The organism is Bacillus sp. FSL H8-0547 (assembly GCA_038002745.1).
Classification (GTDB): domain Bacteria; phylum Bacillota; class Bacilli; order Bacillales; family Bacillaceae; genus Bacillus_P.
This window is the reverse complement of the sequence record JBBODD010000001.1, coordinates 1,428,880-1,450,061: the sequence shown is the minus strand read 5'-3', so window position 1 is coordinate 1,450,061 and position 21,182 is coordinate 1,428,880. Positions and strand designations below refer to the sequence as shown.

The window sequence follows — 21,182 nt, the reverse complement described above, 5'->3', positions numbered from 1 at the left end:
GAGCATACTGCGATGCCTATATTCATGAATGAAGAACGCAACCAATTCCACCTTGCAAACAAAACGGTCAGCTATATCTTTCATGTGATGAAAAACGGGGAGCTTGGCCAGCTGTACTACGGAAAACGGCTGAATCACCAGCCTGACTTTTCCCATTTTGCCGCCTATCACATTCCGACAGCAGCAAGCTGCCACCCTGAAAAGGATGATCCGGCTTTTTCCCTTGAGACAGTATGCCAGGAATATCCGGTGTACGGCACGAGTGATTTCAGAGAACCGGCCATCTCCCTGAGGCATCCGGGCGGAAGTTCTGTAAGCAAGTTTGAATTTACATCTTTTGAAATAAAGGAAGGAAAAGAGCGGATTCCGGGACTTCCTGCAACATTTGCGAATGCGGGTGATGCCAGCACATTGATCATCTCGCTCACAGATAAACTGAGAAAGCTGACATTGAAGCTTTATTATACGATTTTTGAACATTCCGCATCCATTGCCCGTCACGCTAGTCTTGAAAATGAAGGGGAGCAGCCGGTCGACATTGAGAGGTTGATGAGTCTTTCCCTCGACCTTTCGGACAGTGATTTTACGATGGTGCATCTTGCCGGTACATGGTCAAGGGAACGCCATTTAAAAGAACGGAAGCTTCAGACGGGCATCCAGTCCATCTCTAGCATAAGAGGTGCAAGCTCGCATCACCACAATCCGTATATGGCGTTTAAACGTGCAAATACAACAGAAACTTCCGGAGAAGCGTACAGCTTCCAGTTCGTATACAGCGGCAACTTTTTAGCCCAGGCGGAAGTTGATCACTACGATGCAGCACGCATCCAGATGGGAATCCATCCGTTTCAGTTCAGCTGGCATCTGGCCCCGGGCGAAGTGTTTCATACACCTGAAGCCATTCTGACGTATTCAGATGAAGGACTGAACGGGCTCACGCAGTCCACGCACAACCTGTTCAGGGAGCACCTTATCGCACCAGTCTGGCAGAAGCGGGACCGTCCGGTTCTGATCAACAACTGGGAAGCCACGTATTTCGATTTTAACGCTGAAAAGATTACGGCGATTGCAAAGCAGGCTAAAGAGCTCGGTGTTGAGCTGTTTGTCCTTGATGATGGCTGGTTTGGAAAGCGCAATGATGATACAACTTCCCTCGGAGACTGGTTCGTCGACCTGAACAAGCTGCCTGAAGGCATCGATGCCCTGGCTGATGCGGTCCGCAGCGAAGGGCTGAAATTCGGTCTCTGGTTTGAGCCGGAAATGATTTCTGAGGAGAGCGATCTTTTCACGAGGCATCCTGAATGGGTGATTCATGACCCTGAGCGGCCGGTCACATACGGACGAAATCAGTGGGTGCTCGACTATACGCGAGGTGAAGTCGTTGATTATCTGTATGAGCGGATGTCCTCCATCATCGAGTCGGCAAAGCTCAGCTACATCAAATGGGATATGAACAGAAACATCACGGAGGCTTACTCCGCAGCGCTTGGACAGGACCGGCAGGGTGAATTTTTCCACCGCTACATTCTCGGAGTCTATGAATTATATGAAAGATTGACCGAGAAGTATCCGGACGTCCTGTTTGAATCGTGTGCCGGAGGCGGGGGACGGTTTGATGCCGGCATGCTCTACTATGCACCGCAGGCATGGGCAAGTGACGACACGGACGCCGTTGAGCGCCTCAAGATTCAATACGGCTCATCTTTTGTTTATCCAATCTACAGCATCGGCTCTCACGTATCCGACGTGCCAAACCATCAGACGCTGCGCAAAACCTCGCTGAAAATGCGCGGGGATGCCGCATACTTCGGTACATTCGGCTATGAGCTTGATCCGAACAAGATGACAGAGGAAGAGAAGGCAGATGTAAAAAAACAAATCGAGACATACAAGTCACACCGCACACTGGTCAGAAACGGCGATTTCCACCGCCTGATCAGTCCGTTTGAATCAAACGAAACCGCCTGGATGATTGTGTCCAAAGACCGTTCTGAAGCGCTTGTCGGCTGGTATCAGGTACTGGCGGAAGCAACTCCGAAAAAAATCCGGACGCTCAAGCTTGCGGGGCTCGAAGCAGACAGCACGTACAAGGTGGACGGCGCCGCATACGGCGGGGATGAGCTGATGCAAAGAGGTATACCGCTTCCTGTACAGTACAACGGCGTCAACAAACAGATGGCAGAACGCGGCGGAGATTTTCAGTCACACGTATTTTACCTTACGAAAAATGGGGGATGAGACATGTATTTAGGCGTTGATTACTATCCAGAGCATTGGGATCCATCCCTGTTCGGCGAAGATATTGAAAAAATGAAGGAAATGGGCGTCAATATGGTGCGCATCGGCGAGTTCGCCTGGCACTTGATGGAGCCTGAAGAAGGAAAGTACGACTTCTCTTTTTTTGACGGAGTCATCAAAAGGTTTAAAGAAGAGGGCATCGCCGTTATGTTCGGCACACCAACGGCTACGTTTCCTGCCTGGCTTGTGAAAAAGCATCCGGATATCCTACTTGAAGATGAACACGGCCATCCGAAATCATTCGGTGGCAGAAGACAGTACTGCTATAATTCCAAAACCTATCAGACTTACTCTCTTGCGATTGCCCGAAAACTGGTTTCACACTATCAGAATGAGAGCGGAATTGTCGCCTGGCAGATTGATAACGAGCTTGGCCACGAAGGCAGTGACATGTGCTACTGCGGCGAGTGCAAAGAAGCCTTTCACCGGTTTCTTGAGAAAAAATATGAAACTGCTGAAGAGCTGAACAAACGCTGGGGCACGATTTTCTGGGGGCAGACGTACAACGCATTTGATGAAGTCCCTGTCCCGAAACCGACCATAACGGTTCATAATCCGGCTATGATGCTTGACTGGGCAAGATTCAGAAGCGAATCTCTCAGCAGCTTCGCGAAAATGCACTTAAATCTCGTAAAAAAACTGAAAGGCCCGCATCAGGAAGTCACGACGAATCTACCGGGCGGCTTTTTCGGAAAATGGTTTGACCATAACGAGTTTTCAAGAGAACTTGATTTCGTTTCCTATGACAATTACCCGGTATGGGGCGGACTGACAAAACCGGTATCACCGGCCTTTCTGTCATTTACTCTCGGGTTTGTCCGCGGCATCAAGCGTGAAAACTTCTGGATCGTTGAGCAGCTGATGGGCGCACAGGGCCATGATATCATCGGCTACCTGCCAAGACCCGGCCAGGCTCAGCTTTGGTCCTATCATGCATTTGCACACGGCTGCAGCAACATGCTTTACTTCCGTTTCCGCGGCATGAACAGGGGAGCTGAGCAGTACTGCCTCGGCATACTTGACGCAGACAACACGCGTTCCCGCAAATTCTACGAGGTGCAGGAAGTATTCAAAGAAGTACGGAAGCATGAAGAGGTATTCCAGGCGCCGATACAGGCAGATGTTGCCGTCCTTTATGATTTTGACAATGTCTGGTCAATGCGCATCCAGCAGCAGAGCTCGCAGCTTGAATTCACAAACGAACTGATGAGGCTCTACCAGCCTTTCCATGATGTGAATGTGCCGGTTGACGTCCTGCGGTACGACCATGATTTTTCATCCTATAAAGTTGTGCTCGTCCCGGTGCTCACACTGGTTGACGACGAACTTGCCGCAAGACTGAAAGCTTTTGCTGAAAACGGCGGAACGGTGATTTTCTCCTTCCGTGCAGGCATGAAAAACAAAGACAATAATATTCCTTTCGGTGAAAAGACACCTTATCAGCTGAAGGATCTGCTCGGAATTGAAATCGATGAGGCTGAATCGCTTCACGGCGGCCAGCACGTCTCCATCCTTTCAAACGACGGCAAAAACGAAGCATCCGGCAGCGTGTGGAGAGACCTTGTCCGTCCGGCAGCAGCGGAAACCCTGTATACCTACAGCGACCGTTTTTATAAAAACTATGCCGCTGTTACGGTGAACGGATACGGGAAAGGAAAAGCCTATTACGTCGGAACCGGTGCAGAAGAAAAGGTGCTCAGAGAGCTAGCGTTATCTGTTTTGAACGGGGCCGGCATCACCTATATCGAATCAGACCCGGGTGTAGAAGTCGTCATCAGAGGAGAGCATGCGATCGTCATGAACCACAATGATGAGGATGCGGTCTTTGAAGGAGAAGTGCTGCAGCCGTTTGAGACGAAAATTCTGGCACGGTCAAAAGGGGGACACACACAATGAATGCGGCGGAACTGGAAACATTATTTCAATCAACGTTCGGAAGCGGGAGCTACCGCAGTTTTTTCGCTCCGGGACGCATTAACCTGATCGGGGAACATACGGATTACAACGGCGGACACGTCTTTCCATGTGCGATCACGTATGGAACGTATGCCCTTGCAGCTAAGCGGCCGGACCGGATGATTCGCATGTACTCCGTAAATTTTCCTGACAAAGGCATTGTGGAGTGCCCGCTTGACGATTTAACTTACAGGTCCGAAGACGACTGGGCGAACTATCCGAAAGGCATGATAGCGGCGCTGAAGGAACGCGGATACGTCATTGAGGAAGGGCTTGACCTTTTAATCTACGGAAACATTCCGAACGGGGCAGGGCTTTCTTCATCAGCTTCAATTGAAATGGTGACAGGCGTCATGCTGGAAGCGCTGTTCAATTTGAAAATCGACCGGATTGAAATGGTGAAGCTTGGCCAGGTGGTTGAAAATCAGTATATCGGAGTCAACAGCGGCATCATGGACCAGTTTGCAATCGGCATGGGGAAAAAAGCGTGCGGGATGCTGCTTGACTGCCAGACGCTGAACTACCGCTATGCACCGATCGAACTTGATCACCACGTGATTGTCATCATGAATACGAACAAACGAAGAGAGCTCGCAGGTTCAAAGTACAATGAACGCCGCGGGGAATGCGAGGAGGCGCTGAGCATTCTGCAGGAAAAAGTGCCTGCGCAGTCCCTTGGCGAACTATCAGCTGAAACGTTTGAACGCTATGCATCAGCGATCAGCAGTGAAACCGTCCGTAAGCGCGCGCGTCATGCTGTAACGGAAAACGAGCGGACGATTCAGGCGCTCGAAGCGCTTGAAAGGAACGACCTGTATACATTCGGCGAGCTCATGAACGCATCCCACCGCTCCCTGCGCGATGATTACGAAGTAACGGGAAAAGAGCTTGATGCATTAGTAGAAGCTGCCTGGAAACAAAACGGCGTCATCGGGGCGCGGATGACGGGAGCAGGCTTCGGCGGCTGCGCCATTGCGATCGTTGAAAAAACGGCTGCTGAAGACTTCTTAAGAGAAGTCGGCAGCGTATATCTCAATGAAATCGGGCACGAAGCGTCCTTTTACATCGCAAGCATCGGGGACGGAGCATGCGAAATCGAATTGGGGGTTCACATATGAGCGTATTAGTTCTTGGCGGGGCCGGCTACATCGGCTCCCATGCCGTCTATCAACTCATTGACCGGGGGATTGACACGGTTGTTGTCGACAACCTGCAGACCGGACACAGAAAAGCCGTTCACCCTGAAGCACGCTTTTACGAAGGGGACTTAAGAGACGAAGCCTTTTTAAACAGCGTCTTTGAAAAAGAGGCCATCACCCAGGTGCTGCATTTTGCTGCAAGCAGTTTAGTGGGCGAATCAGTGGAAAAGCCGCTGGAGTATTTCCGCAACAACGTATACGGGCTGCAGGTCCTGCTTGAAGTGATGCAAAAGCACGGTGTGAAAGAGATCGTCTTTTCATCTACGGCAGCTGTTTACGGGGAACCGGAGACCGTTCCGATTACCGAAAACGAACCGGCAAACCCGACCAACCCGTACGGCGAATCCAAGCTGATGATGGAGAAAATGATGCGCTGGTGCGAAGAGGCATACGGCATCCGCTATGTATCACTCCGCTATTTCAATGTGGCTGGCGCGCGTGCAGATGCTGAAATCGGCGAGGATCACACACCTGAAACACACCTTGTGCCAATCATCCTGCAGGTGGCGCTCGGACAAAGAGAGCATATCTCGATCTACGGCGATGATTATCCAACGCCTGACGGCACTTGCATCCGCGATTACGTTCATGTCGAAGACCTGATTGATGCACACCTTCTTGCCCTGAACTATTTGAGCAGACAAGGTGAGAGCACCATTATCAACCTCGGCAGCAGCCGCGGCTTCTCAGTGAGCGAGATGATTCGGGAGGCGCGCGAAGTGACGGGCCATCCGATTCCTGCTGCTGCCGCACCCCGCAGAGCAGGCGACCCGAGCACGCTCGTCGCTTCATCCGAAAAAGCAAAAGCCATTCTCGGCTGGGAGCCGGCGCGGACAAACATCAAAACGATTTTGCAGGATGCGTGGAACTGGCATCAAACAAAACCACACGGATATGGAGAGGATTCCAGATGAACATGTCTTCATTCGTCAATCAATTAACAGAGCAAGCCATCCAGAAAAAATTCATCACAGACAGAGACCGCGTTTACGCACGGAATCAGCTGATCGGTCTGCTTGGGATTGATGCCTATGAAGAATGCGGTCTGCCTGAAACTCTTCTGACAGTTCCGGATCTCTTGGACGTTCTGGTTGAAGACGCAGCACGCCGCGGAGTGATTGAAGGAACCTTTGATGAAAAAGAAAAATTGTCTGCAGGTCTGATGAATGTCTTTTTAGACAAACCTTCCCACATTCAGCAGACATTCGAAGAATACTACAGCCTGTCGCCTGAAATTGCGACCGATTACTTTTATAAATTCAGTCAGAACAGCAACTACATCCAGACAAAGCGGATTGCGAAAAACATCCATTACAAAACCCCTACTGAGTACGGGGAGATTGATATCACCATCAATCTCTCCAAACCGGAAAAAGATCCGCGCGACATTGCAAGAGAGCGGGCTGTCAAAAACGATGCAGCCTATCCGAAATGTCTCCTTTGCGCAGAAAATGAAGGGTACGCGGGGCGCATCGGCCATCCTGCACGCGCCAATCACCGGATTATCGAACTGTCGCTTGAAAGCGAGAAGTGGTATTTCCAGTACTCTCCGTACATTTATTACAACGAACATTCCATTGTTTTATCAGGAGAGCACAGGGACATGAAAATCAACGGGGACGCCTTCAGGAGGCTGATTGCGTTCGTTGAGCAGTTCCCGCACTATTTCATCGGTTCAAACGCAGATCTGCCGATTGTCGGCGGCTCCATTCTCTCGCACGACCACTATCAGGCAGGGCGCTACTCATTTGCGATGGCGGAGGCACCGGATGAAGCAGTATTTGAAATTCCTTATTTTCCTGATGTGTCGTTCGCAAGAGTAAAGTGGCCAATGTCTGTGCTGCGTCTGCGTTCGGCGGACAAAGCGGCACTTGTAGAGGCAGCAGAGCACGTGCTGAATACGTGGAAAACGTACTCCAACCCTGAGGCGGATATTCTGGCCTTTACAGGAGATGAACCGCACCAGACGGTCACGCCGATCGCCAGAATGCGCGGCGGCGAGTTTGAGCTTGATCTTGTTCTGCGCAACAACCGAACAAGCGAGGAGCACCCGATGGGCATTTTCCATCCACATGCGGACCTCCACCACATCAAAAAAGAAAACATCGGCCTGATTGAAGTCATGGGCCTTGCGGTGCTTCCGGAGCGGCTGAAAAACGAACTTCAGCAGATCGAAGCCAACCTGCTTGGCGAAGGCAGTTCTGTTCCTGAACATCACCTTGAATGGGTCAACCAGCTGCAGGCCAAATACGGCACTTTTGAAAAGAAAACCATCGATGCTGTCCTGAAAAAAGAAGTTGGCATAAAATTCAGCAGGGTTCTGGAGGATGCAGGCGTTTTTAAACGAACTATTGAAGGGAATAAGCATTTTAACCACTTTATAGAGTGTTTAAAAACAGAGAGGAACGATACGCATGAACATCCTTCACGAAACGATTCTCAAGCATCCGCAGCAAAACATTGAGAAATACACCCTTGAAAACAGCCAGGGCTATTCAGTCAGCTTCCTGAACCTCGGCGGGGCCATCACATCCATCATGGCACCTGACAAAAACGGAACCTTTGAAAATGTTGTTCTCGCATATGACCATGCGGAGCAGTACCTTGAAAATCCGTATTACCTCGGCGCTCTTATCGGACGCGTTGCCGGCCGCATTCAGGATGCGCAGCTTGGACCTTACAAGCTTGAGGCAAACGAGGGAGAGCATCAGCTGCACGGCGGTACTCATGGATTCCACAGTGTTTACTGGAACGTCAGGACAGAAAAACGCGATGATGCGGCTGTTGCCGTCCTTACACACTTCAGCAGGGACGGAGAGGGCGGATATCCCGGCAACCTTGACGTGCAGGTGACCTACACGCTTGACTGCGACAATACGTTTACGATTGACTACGAAGCGCGGTCTGATAAAGACACGTGGCTCAGCATGACAAACCATTCGTACTTTAACCTGTCTGCAGACGGCGGGCGGGACGTTCTCAGCCATTCGCTGCAGCTGAATGCAGAAGGCATCGCAGAAATGGATGGAGATCAGCTCCCGACAGGAAAGTGGATTCCTGTAAAAGACACCCCGTTTGATCTGAAAACTGGTAAACTGGTAAGAGAAGCAGCAGAGTCGGACAACCGGCACATCGTAAATGCTGGAAACGGGTTTGATCACCTTTTTCTCCTTGAACAGCGGGACCTTAACCAGATCATCGTTCAGGAAGAAGAAAGCGGCCGGAGGATGACGGTGCAGACGTCAGAGCCTGCAGCAGTTATCTATACGGCCAACAAAATGGACACGGTGCATCCGCTGAAGGCGGAACAGGCAAAAGGGCCATACGCAGCAATCTGCGTAGAAACACAGCGGATTCCGGAATCACTGCTCGTGCCGGGACTCCCGACGCACAGGCTTGCAGCACATGAAGCGTACAGATCCAGAACATCATTTACATTTGGATTCGTTTAAAACCAGAAGATATTGAGTGAACAAAGGGGTAAGGTATATGGCGGCTACAATTAAAGATATAGCTGAAAAAGCGGGTGTTTCCATTGCGACGGTTTCAAGGGTGCTGAATTTCGACGAAACGCTGTCAGTCGGGGACGAAACGAAAAAACGCATATTTGAAGTGGCCGAGGAGCTGTCTTATAAAAAGCGGAAGACGAAAAAAAGCCTCGTGCCGAAGATTGCGATCGTCCACTGGTACACAGCCCTTGAGGAGCTGAATGACCTCTACTACATGTCAATCAGACTTGGCATTGAGGAGCGGGCGAAGCATCACAATCTTCAGCTTGCGACTTACTTTTATGATGACTTTGACGAGATCAATCAGGATCAGCTGCAGGGAATCATTGCTGTAGGCAAATTCAGCAGGCAGCAGGCAGAGGAATTCAAAAAAGCGGCCCGCAACGTCGTCTTTGTCGATTCAAGTCCGGATTCAGAACGCTTTGATTCGGTCATCGTTGATTTCGAGCGGGCAACGGAACGCGTCCTCGACCACTTTATCGCAAAGGGCCACACGCAAATCGGCTATATCGGCGGCCGCGAAACCTACCGTGAGCACACAGAAAAGCTCGACGATCAGCGTGAGCAAACGTTCATCAAGTACATGGGAGAGCGGAACATGCTGCGAGAGGATGCTATTTTCATCGGCGCCTTCACCGTTCAGGACGGCCACCGCATGATGTCAGAAGCCATCGCAAAGCTTGGCGACAATTTGCCGACCGCCTTCTTTGCAGCCAATGACAGCATCGCCATCGGCAGCATCCAGGCCCTGCACGAAAAAGGCATTCGCGTGCCAGAGCAGGTCAGCATCATCGGCGTCAATGACATCAGTGTCTCAAAGTACATCTTCCCGTCACTGACCACAGTCAAAGTCTACACCGAAGTCATGGGCGAAACCGCCGTGGATTTGATGGTCGAACGCATCACCGAGCGCAAAATCGCCAAACAGGTGACGATCGCAACCAAGCTGAAGCTGCGTCAGAGCTGCAGATAAGACGTTTAATTAAACGTTTGTTTAAAAGGGAAAACACCGCGTGCGGTGTTTTTTTATTGTGAATCAGAGTAATGCGCGTGTATTTTGGATGCGTTTGGAAATTTTCAAGTAAATGCTCCTTGGCGGCAAGTAAAACGTCATTCCTGGCAAGTAACCTTGCATATGCGGCAAGTAAATTTAAAAACTGGCAAGTAAAGCCCGGAAATTCTCATGAAAACCGCACACAACAGTAAAACCTGGCTTAGTTTAACCAAATTTTAATACATAATCAAAGCCCCTCCATGATATAAAGAAACTACAACTACAATGGAGGTCCAGCCCATGCAAACCATACCTCAGCCCGAAAGAAAAAAGAAAACCGCACTAAAAATATCCTCAGTCATCCTCATCACTTCATTGCTCTTTTTAATCATCATTCAATTCATCCCTGTCACTCAAACGGAAAACCAGACGTTTCTCAAAAAAGGAAACCGGCCGCTCATCATCGCTCACCAGGGCGGTGCCGGCATGGCGCCGGGTAATACGATGGCTGCTTTTTCGCTGTCTGAAAAGCTCGGAGTGGATATGCTGGAGATGGATGTTCACTTATCAAAAGACGGTGAAGCAGTGGTCATTCATGATAACACTGTTGACAGAACCACAAACGGTACAGGGGCTGTCAAAGACATGACGCTAAACGAACTGCAGAAACTTGATGCAGGCTATCATTTCATCGGTCCGGACGGAAGCTATTCTTACCGGAATAAAGGCATCACCATACCCGCCATGGATGAAATCTTCAAAGAGTTCCCCGGTTATCCGATGACGATTGAACTTAAAACGGACGATCCGGCATTAGCAGACAAAATGGCAGAACTGATCAGAAAGCACAATATGAGCGACAAAGTGATTATCGCCTCCTTTTACGACGATGCACTGGCTTATTTTATTGAAGCGACGGACGGGACGGTTCCTGTCAGCTCTGCCCGGGAAGCCACGCGTAATTTTGTCATCGCCCACAAACTTTACGCAGACCGCATCATTCCGATGGAAAAATACACTGCCGTCCAAATCCCGATGGAGGCAAGCGGCCTTAACCTGGCAACGGAGCGGCTGACAGAATCGCTCCACAAGCGCGGCATCGCAGTCCAGTACTGGACAATCAACGATGAAGACAGCGTCAGGAAGCTTGCCCGGATTGGCGCAGACGGTATTATGACGGATCATCCGAACATTGTGAAGAAGGTACTGGATCAAGAACTTTAGAAAAGCTGAATAATCACGGCCTTTTGTTGCTTTAATGCAATGACTTTTGTTATCATCAGAGTATTGTTTACACGAGATTTATCGGAGGTGGAGCCCCATGTCACGCATTTCAAAAGAAGAAGTGAAGCACGTTGCAAATCTTGCACGTTTAGCGATAACAGAAGAAGAAACGGAAATGTTCACAACGCAGCTCGATGCGATCATCACGTTCGCCGAGCAGCTGAATGAGCTCGATACAACTGGCGTAGAGCCGACAACACACGTCCTTGAGATGAAAAACATCCTGCGCGAGGACAAAGCAGAAAAAGGATTGCCGGTTGAGGACGTTGTGAAGAACGCTCCTGACCATAAAGACGGATACATCCGCGTACCGTCAATCTTAGAATAGGGAGGGAAGCAGCGCTATGCCATTATTTGACCAGAAACTGTCAGAACTGAAAGCAAGTTTACATAAAAAAGAAATCACCGTCTCAGACCTTGTAGACGAATCCTACAAACGCATTGGAGCTGTCGACGGAAAAGTGAACGCGTTCCTTGCATTAGATGAGGAAAAAGCACGCGCCTACGCAAAGGAACTTGACGAAGCCATCGGCACTCGCGATGAATTCGGCCTTCTTTTCGGAATGCCGATCGGGATAAAAGATAACATCGTGACGAAAAACCTGCGCACAACTGCAGCGAGCAAAATTCTAGAAAACTTTGATCCGATCTATGACGCAACCGTTGTACAGCACCTGCAAAAAGCAGAAGCGGTCACAATCGGAAAGCTGAATATGGACGAGTTTGCCATGGGTTCCTCTACGGAAAACTCAGGCTACAAAGTAACGAAAAACCCGTGGAACCTTGAGACTGTGCCAGGCGGATCAAGCGGCGGCTCTGCTGCAGCCGTTGCAGCACGCGAAGTGCCGTTTGCGCTTGGCTCAGACACAGGCGGCTCGGTCCGCCAGCCGGCAGCCTATACAGGTGTCGTTGGCTTAAAACCTACATATGGCCGCGTATCCCGTTTTGGTCTGATTGCCTTTGCCTCATCTCTTGACCAGATCGGAACGCTCACAACAAGCGTGGAAGACAACGCATTCCTGCTTCAGGCCATTTCCGGTGTGGATCCTATGGACTCCACGTCTGCGAACGTTGAAGTGCCTGACTTTTTATCAGCATTGACAGGTGACGTAAAAGGGCTGAAAATCGCTGTGCCGAAGGAATACCTCGGAGAAGGCGTGAACGAAGAAGTAAAGCAGTCTGTCCTTGATGCCCTGAAAGTGCTTGAAGCACAGGGAGCAACGTGGGAAGAAGTCTCTCTTCCTCACAGCAAATACGCACTTGCAACGTACTATCTGCTGTCTTCATCTGAAGCATCGGCAAACCTTGCGCGTTTTGACGGCGTCCGCTATGGCTACCGTTCAGACAATGCGAAAAACCTGATCGAGCTGTACAAGCAGTCCCGTTCCGAAGGCTTCGGCGATGAGGTCAAGCGCCGCATCATGCTTGGAACGTTCGCGCTGAGCTCAGGCTACTACGATGCCTACTATAAAAAAGCACAGCAGGTCCGTACGCTTATTAAAAAAGACTTTGAAGATGTTTTTGAAAACTATGATGTCATCGTTGGACCGACAACTCCGACACCTGCCTTTAAAGTGGGCGAAAAAACGGATGACCCGCTTACGATGTATGCGAACGATATTTTAACCATCCCTGTAAACCTTGCGGGCGTTCCTGGAATCTCTGTTCCGTGCGGATTCTCAAACGGACTGCCGCTCGGACTGCAGATCATCGGAAAGCATTTTGACGAAAGCACTGTATACCGCGTTGCCCATGCATTCGAGCAGGCAACGGATCATCATAAAGCAAAACCTGAACTGTAAGGGGTGAAAACCATGAAGTATGAAACGGTTATTGGACTTGAGGTCCACGTAGAGCTGAAAACAGAATCAAAAATCTTCTCAAGCGCACCGAACCACTTCGGCGCGAATCCGAATACAAACACAACCGTGGTTGAGCTCGGCTATCCGGGTGTTCTTCCGGTTTTAAACAGACAAGCCGTTGATTTCGCCATGAAAGCTGCAATGGCTCTGAACTGCGAAGTTGCGACAGACACGAAATTCGACCGCAAAAACTATTTCTATCCGGACAACCCGAAGGCGTATCAGATTTCCCAATTTGACAAGCCAATCGGTGAAAACGGCTGGATTGACATCGAAGTAAACGGCGAAAAGAAACGAATCGGTATCACGCGCCTTCATCTTGAAGAGGACGCAGGCAAGCTGACGCATACAGGCGACGGCTATTCCCTTTGCGACTACAACCGCCAGGGCACGCCGCTCGTTGAGATCGTATCAGAGCCGGATATCCGCACGCCTGAAGAAGCGTATGCGTATCTTGAAAAACTGAAAGCGATCATTCAGTACACAGACGTTTCCGACTGCAAAATGGAAGAAGGCTCACTTCGCTGTGACGCTAACATCTCCCTTCGTCCAGTTGGACAAGAGGAATTCGGAACAAAAACGGAGCTTAAAAACCTGAACTCCTTCAACTTTGTCCGCAAAGGCCTTGAGCACGAGGAGATCCGTCAGGAAGAAGTGCTCCGTGCAGGAGGCGTCATCGACCAGGAAACCCGCCGCTTTGATGAAGCAACAGGCAAAACAATCCTGATGCGTGTAAAAGAGGGCTCTGACGACTACCGCTACTTCCCGGAACCTGATCTTGTGTCCCTCTACATTGATGATGAGTGGAAAGAGCGCATCCGTGCAACAATCCCTGAGCTTCCGGACCAGCGCCAAAAACGCTACACAGAAGAGCTCGGCCTGCCTTCTTATGATGCTCAGGTACTGACTCTTACAAAAGAGATGGCAGACTTCTTTGAGGCAACTGTTGATAAAGGCGCCGATGCGAAGCAGGCATCCAACTGGCTCATGGGAGAGGTAAGCGGCTATCTGAATGCTGAAAGCAAAGAGCTGAAGGATGTCGCCCTTACTCCGGACGGACTTGCCGGCATGATCAAGCTGATTGAGAACGGCACGATCTCTTCTAAAATTGCGAAGAAAGTATTTAAAGAATTGATTGAAAACGGCGGTGATGCCGAGACAATCGTCAAAGAAAAAGGACTTGTCCAAATCTCTGACGAAGGCACGCTCCGCACGGCAGTCAATGAAGCAATCGATGCGAACCCTCAGTCTGTTGAAGACTTCAAGAGCGGAAAGCAAAAAGCGATCGGCTTCCTTGTCGGCCAGATCATGAAAGCAACAAAAGGCCAGGCAAACCCGCAGCTGGTCAACAAACTGCTTCAGGAAGAACTTCAAAAACGTTAATAAACAGACGGCGCCGCGACTGATTTCAGGAATGGCGCCGTTGTTTTTACCGTGCTTTGGCTATACTGGTTCTATGGTTTGCGTATCGGACAAAAAAAGTGTAGACTAATCCTTGGCTTGTAAGATACAACAAATCATGGAAATACATTCTGACATAGGATGATGGGGAAAATGAAAAGAGCAAGAATAATCTATAATCCAACATCTGGCCGAGAAGCCTTTAAAAAACAACTTCCAGAGGTTCTGGAGAAATTTGAAATTGCCGGTTACGAGACATCCTGCCACGCCACGACATGCGAAGGGGATGCTGTTCAGGCTGCCCGTGCAGCAGGCATCCGCGGCTTTGATCTTGTTGTTGCAGCAGGCGGAGACGGCACAGTCAATGAGGTTGTGAACGGCCTTGCTGAACTTGAGGAGCGCCCGCAGCTTGCAGTCGTTCCGGTCGGCACAACAAACGACTTTGCCCGCGCCATCAGCATTCCGCGCGACAACATTCTGACTGCAGTTGATGCCATCCTTGCAGGCGAAGCCAGAGCCATCGACATCGGACGCGTAAACGGCCACTACTTCGTCAATATCGCAGGCGGCGGACGTCTCACCGAACTCACATATGAAGTCCCAAGCAAGCTGAAAACCGTCCTTGGCCAGCTTGCCTATTACTTAAAGGGCATTGAAATGCTGCCGTCCATCCGTCCCGCAGAAGTCGAGATTGAATACGATGGAAAGCTCTTCAAGGGCGAAATCATGCTGTTTCTCGTCTCCCTGACAAACTCGGTCGGAGGCTTTGAGAAGCTTGCTCCTGACAGCAAGCTGAATGACGGCATGTTTGATCTGCTGATCCTGAAAAAAGCAAACCTAGCCGACTTTATCCGGGTCGCAAGCCTTGCGCTCCGCGGCGAGCACATCAGCGACAGCAACATCATCTACACAACGGCCAACAGAGTGAAGGTCACATCCGCTCAAAAAATGCAGCTGAACTTAGACGGCGAATACGGCGGCGATCTGCCGGGCGAATTCGTCAACCTGTACCGTCATATTGAAGTCCTCGTGCCGCTTGCAAAAGCCCAGCAAATGGACGAATAGAAACTTGGCCCTGGGGCCAAGTTTTTCTTATGTCTTCAGTATGGTAAAATTAAATGAATCAGTAAATATAAAGGAAGATTACCATGACAAAGGCAATTGCGCCTGTACAAAAAAATGAATACTATGACGTGACCTTTGAAGACCTTACGCATGACGGATCAGGCGTTGCAAAAATTGAAGGATACCCGATCTTCGTTCCCAACGCCCTGCCAAACGAAAAAGGCCAGATCAAAGTCACGAAAATAAATAAAGGCTACGCATTCGGACGCCTTGTTGAGCTGCAAGAGGAAAGCCCGCAGCGCACCGATGCACCGTGCCCGATCTATAAACAATGCGGCGGCTGCCAGCTGCAGCACTTAAGCTACCAGGGTCAGCTTGACTTTAAGCACAAGCAGGTCAAAGAAGTGCTCGCCCGAATCGGCAAGCTGAATCTGGACAACGTCAGGGTCCACCCGACACTCGGCATGAATGATCCGTGGAACTACCGAAACAAAGCACAGGTCCCAGTCGGAGAACGCGAAGGCGGCCTCATCGCCGGCTTCTACCAGCAGCGCTCTCATGAAATCATCGATATGGAACAGTGTCTGATCCAGCAAAGCGAAAACGATGAAGTCGTCGGAGCCGTGAAGGCAATCGCAAACCGCCATGGCATCCGCGCCTACGACGAAAAGAAAAACAAAGGCTGGCTGCGCCACATCATGGTCCGCCGCGGCACCGTGACAAATGAAATGATGGTCGTCTTCATCACCCGGACGCCGGACTTTCCGAACAAAAAAGCCATCATTGAAGACATCACGGCCCAATTCCCGGCCATCAAGTCCATCGTTCAAAACGTTAACCCTAAACGCACAAATGTCATCTTTGGCGAAAAAACAACCGTGCTATGGGGAGAAGAATACATCTATGATTACATCGGCGATATAAAATTTGCCATCTCAGCGCGATCTTTCTTTCAGGTAAATCCTGAACAGACAAAAGTTCTTTATGAAAAAGCGCTGGAGTATGCCGATTTGAACGGAGAGGAGTCTGTTATTGATGCATATTGCGGCATTGGAACTATCTCCTTGTTCCTCGCTCAAAAGGCAAAGAACGTGTTCGGCGTTGAAATTGTCCCTGAAGCCATTGAAGATGCAAAGCGCAATGCCGAACTGAATGGAATTGAAAATGCAGACTTTGCAGTAGGTGAAGCTGAAGTTGTCATTCCGAAATGGTATGAAGAAGGAAATGCAGCCGACGTCATCGTAGTCGACCCGCCGCGCAAAGGGTGCGATGAAGCCCTGCTGCGGACAATCCTTGATATGAAACCGAAGAAGGTTGTGTATGTAAGCTGCAACCCGGCCACTCTTGCGCGTGATTTGAGAGTGCTTGAGGACGGAGGATATGCAACGGTGGAAGTCCAGCCGGTGGATATGTTCCCGCATACGACGCATTGTGAAGCGGTCGCGTCTTTGAAATTGGTTTAATAGATAAAAGCAGCTGAGATAGAATCATTCTATTCCATCTGCTTTTTATTTGGTTTTCCATAAATTTATAAACGAGCAGAGATTGATAAACAGGCAGGAAACATGTTATAAGTGTAAAAGAATATTTTTTAACGGAAGTTTCAAATTGAGAGGATTTGAGTTTGGCATGACCAACAATTTTTGGCGTGATTTGCCGAAGCCATTTTTCGTACTTGCCCCAATGGAGGACGTGACAGATGTTGTGTTCCGTCACGTAGTCAGTGCAGCCGGCCGTCCGGATGTATTTTTCACAGAGTTTACTAACTCGGACAGCTACTGTCATCCTGAGGGCCTGAAAAGTGTGCGCGGCCGATTGACGTTTACAGAAGATGAACACCCGATGGTTGCACATATATGGGGAGACAATCCCGACTATTTCCGTCAAATGAGCATCGGCATGGCAGAAATGGGCTTTAAAGGGATCGATATCAACATGGGCTGCCCGGTCCCGAACGTGGCATCAAGAGGAAAAGGCAGCGGCCTCATCCTCCGCCCGGACGTCGCGGCAGAACTCATTCAGGCTGCAAAAGCAGGCGGACTGCCTGTCAGCGTGAAAACAAGACTTGGGTTCAAAAAGATAGACGAGTGGGAGGACTGGCTCGGGCACATCCTGAAACAGGACATTGCGAACCTTTCCATTCACTTGCGCACAAGAGATGAAATGAGCCAGGTCGATGCGCATTGGGAGCTTATCCCGGAAATCAAAAAACTGCGTGACCGCATCGCGCCGGACACGATGCTGACCATCAACGGCGACATCCCTGACCGCCAAGTAGGTCTTCAGCTTGCAGAACAATATGGCATTGACGGCATCATGATCGGCCGGGGGATCTTTAAAAACCCGTTTGCCTTTGAAAAAGAGCCGAGAGAACACAGCAGCAAAGAATACCTCGACCTGCTGAGACTGCAGCTTGACCTTCAGGATCAATATGCAGAAGAAGTGCCGCGCTCCGTCACAGGCCTTCACCGCTTTTTCAAAATCTATGTCAAAGGATTCCCGGGAGCTGCAGAGCTGCGGAGTCAATTGATGAACACGAAATCGACGGATGAAGTGAGGGCAATGCTTGAGCGGTTTGAGGAAAAACAAATGACAGAACAGTTGAGTGAAAAGCAGGAGACCTTATAGGGGTTCCTGCTTTTTTTATTTTGAAAGAGGGTTTGAGGCAGATGAAACAGAAATACATTTCTGTGCCGGTTTAGAAAAAATAATAAAAATACATATGCAAATAGGAGGCCGACATGGGCAGATTAGTTCACTTTGAAATTCACGTAAACGACATGGAGCGCGCAAAGACGTTTTACGGAGAGGTATTCGGATGGACATTCCAGGACTGGAGCGAATATGCAGGACTGCCCTATTTCGGTGCAGTGACAGGGGACGAGAATGAACCGGGAGTCAACGGCGCTTTGATGCAGAGACAGGGTCCTTCGCCTGAGCAAAACCAGCCGTTAAACGGGTTCTCCTGTACGATGGGCGTTGAAAACTATGACGTCACGGAAGCGAAAATTTTTGAGTGCGGCGGCAAGGTCGCATTGCCGAAATATGCGCTTCCCGGAATGGCATGGCAAGGGTACTACCTTGATACGGAAGGCAACATCTTCGGAATTCATCAGCCTGACGCGAATGCAAAATAAAAAGGAAGGAGAGGCAGAATGTCAGCCTTTCCTTCCTTTTTTAGTCTGAGATTAACTCCAAATCAAACTCTCCCGCGGGACCTCCTGCAAAAACGCACACGGCTCACTTTCACTGTAAATCTGCAAGAAATGCAGCGCCCGGGTGCAGGCCGTATAAAACAATCTGCGCAGGCTCTCGTCTCCATAAACTTGAGTGGATGCGTCATATATAATGACGGCGTCGAATTCAATGCCTTTGGCCAGATAGGCAGGGATCACAACGATGCCCTGCTCGTATTCAGCCGATCCGCTTTTTACAAGTTTAATGTCTGGGATGTTTCCAAGCGCGTTAAAAGCTTCGCTGCTTTCGGCAGCGGATTTGCAGATGATGGCAATGGACTGGTGACCCTGCTTCTGAAAGTCTTCAACTTTGGCTGTGATGCGCTGGTGCAGCTCCGGCCTGTCTGATACGGCAGTCAGAACAGGCATCTCGCCGCCGCGCTCAAAAGAGACAATCTGATCACCATTAGAAACAAGTTTCCGAGTAAAATCTGTTATCGGCTTAGTTGATCTGTAGCTGCGGTTTAAGAGAATCGCCTCTGTTTCATCGGGTCCATATAAGCTCATAAGCGGGTGAAAATTGGACATGCCGCTTGCGTGAACAAAGATAGCCTGGTTAAAGTCACCGAGCACGGTCATATTTGCCATAGGAAACAGCCGTTTCAAGAATTCAAATTGAAAAGAAGAATAATCCTGTGCCTCGTCTACAAGAACGTGCTTAATCGAAGTATTTGTCTGAAAACCCTGAATCTGCTCTTTCAAATATAAGAATGGAGGAGCATCCTCATAATACAGTCTTCCTTCATCAAGCATGTTCATAGTCAACCTGCAAATATCTGCCCACTCTTCAGGGGGGTTCCCTGTCATCCATTTGGTTATGTTTGAAGGGTCTGAAAAAAGCTGTCTGTATAAGGCGGTAAAATCGACAAAGCGAAGACCCTGCACCCATTTCCGGAGCGGCTTCAGTTTCCTGCGGACGACCATCCGTCCGAGCACCTTGATCTCTTGTTCGTAATCATCAAGATCTTCTTCAGAGCCCTTTCTTTTCTCTAAATAGGCAAATGCCTTTTGATACTCATCCTTGCTTAGAAACTCAATTTCCTCCTGGACCCACGGTTCGTTCAGCTCGGCTTTCTCCGCTTCATCAATTTTTGCGTTCAGCCATTCCTGCAGCTTCTCAATTCTGTTCGAAAAGCGGATAGAGGTATCCGTGCCGTAAAATCTTTCTTCGATTTGTTTGGCGGAGACGAATGGTTTTCCTCTGAATTTAATTCCTTTAAATATCATGCCGAGTTCCTCAAGGGAGTGGCTGTACGATTTTACCGTCTCGAAAAAGGAAGTGGACGCCTTGAACCGGATACTTGCCGTTCTTGTCTGGTGGACAGGGTCACCTGCTGAGGTCAGCACATATTCCAGCTGCTCATAAGGATCCTCGACTTTGAAGGAGTCGCTCAGCCTGTGGTACATATATTCCTGGAACGTAACCTGCTGCATGTTCTCTTCGCCAAGCTCAGGCAGGACATTGGATACGTAGCTGTTAAACATGGAATTAGGGGAGAAAAGAATGATTTGATCAGCTTTCAGACGATCGCGATACTTATAAAGCAAATAAGCGATCCTTTGCATAGCTGCCGATGTCTTTCCGCTGCCGGCTGCTCCCTGAACAATGAGCAGTCTGCCCGTTACATGCCGGATAATCCGGTTTTGCTCCTGCTGAATGGTCGCCACGATGCTGTGCATGTGTTTGTCTGTCCCTTTTCCGAGCACTTCCTTTAATATTTCGTCCCCAATGGTAAGGCTCGTATCGAACATCGACTCGACCATGCCTTCGCGGATGATATATTGCCACTTTGTCTCCAGATTTCCTTTAATCACGCCTCCTGGAGTCGTGTATTCAGCAGGGCCGGGGGGATAATCATAATAAACGCTCGAAACCGGAGCGCGCCAGTCATAGACCAGAAAATCCTCACCGCTTGAATCCGTGAGAGTTGAGATGCCAATATAGACTTTTTCGGCTTCCTCTGTGCCTTCCTCGGTGAAATCAATCCGTCCGAAATAAGGTGATTTTTGCATGCGCTCAAGGACAGAAAGGCGGCTTTTGGCATGCCTGTGGGTGCTCTGGCTGACGGTCAGGGCCTGCGCCTGCTGCCTTAAGCCGATGATTGTCTCAAGATAATCGTCAAACGTATCTGTATTCACCTTGACCTCATCCCAAAAGTGCCTTTGAATATGGGTAACTTCACTCCGGCGCCGGCCGGCTTCATCCGCAAGCTTGCTCATCTGCTCCGTAATAGTCCCGGTCACCAGATCCAATCGTTCCTGCTCCTGCCGAAGGTCATTTTTCATTCAAAGCACTCCTTTAAAAAAAAATGTAAAATATGTTGACTGAGAGAGGGGTTTTGATGTAAGATTAAAATAGGGATAAATATATTTTAAAA

At 49.5% G+C, this 21,182-nt stretch carries 16 protein-coding genes; 15 read left to right on the top strand and 1 reads right to left on the bottom strand.

What is annotated here, in order from left to right; all coding sequences use genetic code 11:
- The first annotated feature begins 12 nt into the window (after positions 1 to 12).
- From MHB63_07040 to MHB63_06970, 15 genes are all read left to right on the top strand, one after another.
- A complete protein-coding gene (locus tag MHB63_07040; GenBank protein ID MEK3806338.1) occupies positions 13 to 2,238 on the top strand; it encodes an alpha-galactosidase in 2,226 nt (741 codons plus the stop codon).
- A gap of 3 nt (positions 2,239 to 2,241) precedes the next feature.
- A complete protein-coding gene (locus tag MHB63_07035; protein ID MEK3806337.1) occupies positions 2,242 to 4,194 on the top strand; it encodes a beta-galactosidase in 1,953 nt (650 codons plus the stop codon).
- Positions 4,191 to 5,372: a galactokinase gene (locus MHB63_07030; GenBank protein MEK3806336.1), complete on the top strand. Its 1,182-nt coding sequence runs from the start codon at positions 4,191 to 4,193 to the stop codon at positions 5,370 to 5,372. Before MHB63_07035 ends, MHB63_07030 begins: the two co-directional genes overlap by 4 nt.
- Positions 5,369 to 6,367 (top strand): UDP-glucose 4-epimerase GalE, encoded by a 999-nt coding sequence (galE, locus tag MHB63_07025; GenBank protein MEK3806335.1) that lies wholly within the window; start codon positions 5,369 to 5,371, stop codon positions 6,365 to 6,367. Before MHB63_07030 ends, galE begins: the two co-directional genes overlap by 4 nt.
- Positions 6,364 to 7,917, top strand: a complete 1,554-nt coding sequence (gene galT, locus MHB63_07020) for a UDP-glucose--hexose-1-phosphate uridylyltransferase (GenBank protein MEK3806334.1) — start codon at positions 6,364 to 6,366, stop codon at positions 7,915 to 7,917. Before galE ends, galT begins: the two co-directional genes overlap by 4 nt.
- Entirely contained in the window at positions 7,868 to 8,905 is a 1,038-nt protein-coding gene (locus tag MHB63_07015; protein ID MEK3806333.1) for an aldose epimerase family protein, read from the top strand. Before galT ends, MHB63_07015 begins: the two co-directional genes overlap by 50 nt.
- A 37-nt stretch (positions 8,906 to 8,942) precedes the next feature.
- Positions 8,943 to 9,935 (top strand): LacI family DNA-binding transcriptional regulator, encoded by a 993-nt coding sequence (locus MHB63_07010; protein MEK3806332.1) that lies wholly within the window; start codon positions 8,943 to 8,945, stop codon positions 9,933 to 9,935.
- Positions 9,936 to 10,256: 321 nt separating this feature from the next.
- Positions 10,257 to 11,180, top strand: a complete 924-nt coding sequence (locus MHB63_07005) for a glycerophosphodiester phosphodiesterase (protein MEK3806331.1) — start codon at positions 10,257 to 10,259, stop codon at positions 11,178 to 11,180.
- Positions 11,181 to 11,277: 97 nt separating this feature from the next.
- The gene (gene gatC / locus MHB63_07000) at positions 11,278 to 11,568 is read left to right on the top strand and encodes an Asp-tRNA(Asn)/Glu-tRNA(Gln) amidotransferase subunit GatC (protein ID MEK3806330.1); all 291 of its coding nucleotides are present in this window, start codon (positions 11,278 to 11,280) and stop codon (positions 11,566 to 11,568) included.
- A 16-nt stretch (positions 11,569 to 11,584) separates the two neighbouring features.
- Positions 11,585 to 13,042, top strand: coding sequence for an Asp-tRNA(Asn)/Glu-tRNA(Gln) amidotransferase subunit GatA (gene gatA / locus MHB63_06995; protein ID MEK3806329.1), 1,458 nt, complete (start codon positions 11,585 to 11,587; stop codon positions 13,040 to 13,042).
- Between the two features lie 12 nt (positions 13,043 to 13,054).
- Positions 13,055 to 14,485: an Asp-tRNA(Asn)/Glu-tRNA(Gln) amidotransferase subunit GatB gene (gatB, locus tag MHB63_06990; GenBank protein ID MEK3806328.1), complete on the top strand. Its 1,431-nt coding sequence runs from the start codon at positions 13,055 to 13,057 to the stop codon at positions 14,483 to 14,485.
- Between the two features lie 171 nt (positions 14,486 to 14,656).
- Entirely contained in the window at positions 14,657 to 15,568 is a 912-nt protein-coding gene (locus MHB63_06985) for a diacylglycerol kinase (GenBank protein ID MEK3806327.1), read from the top strand.
- 83 nt (positions 15,569 to 15,651) lie between these two features.
- Complete coding sequence (gene rlmD / locus MHB63_06980) at positions 15,652 to 17,031, top strand: 23S rRNA (uracil(1939)-C(5))-methyltransferase RlmD (protein MEK3806326.1); 1,380 nt, start codon at positions 15,652 to 15,654, stop codon at positions 17,029 to 17,031.
- Positions 17,032 to 17,197: 166 nt separating this feature from the next.
- The gene (locus MHB63_06975; GenBank protein ID MEK3806325.1) at positions 17,198 to 18,196 is read left to right on the top strand and encodes a tRNA-dihydrouridine synthase; all 999 of its coding nucleotides are present in this window, start codon (positions 17,198 to 17,200) and stop codon (positions 18,194 to 18,196) included.
- A 113-nt stretch (positions 18,197 to 18,309) separates the two neighbouring features.
- A complete protein-coding gene (locus tag MHB63_06970) occupies positions 18,310 to 18,705 on the top strand; it encodes a VOC family protein (GenBank protein ID MEK3806324.1) in 396 nt (131 codons plus the stop codon).
- Positions 18,706 to 18,756: 51 nt separating this feature from the next.
- On the opposite strand, the gene helD is transcribed toward MHB63_06970, so the two are convergent.
- Positions 18,757 to 21,090 carry an RNA polymerase recycling motor HelD gene (gene helD, locus MHB63_06965; GenBank protein ID MEK3806323.1) on the bottom strand — a complete coding sequence of 778 codons (2,334 nt, stop codon included), beginning with the start codon at positions 21,088 to 21,090 and terminating at the stop codon, positions 18,757 to 18,759.
- Between the last annotated feature and the right edge of the window lie 92 nt (positions 21,091 to 21,182).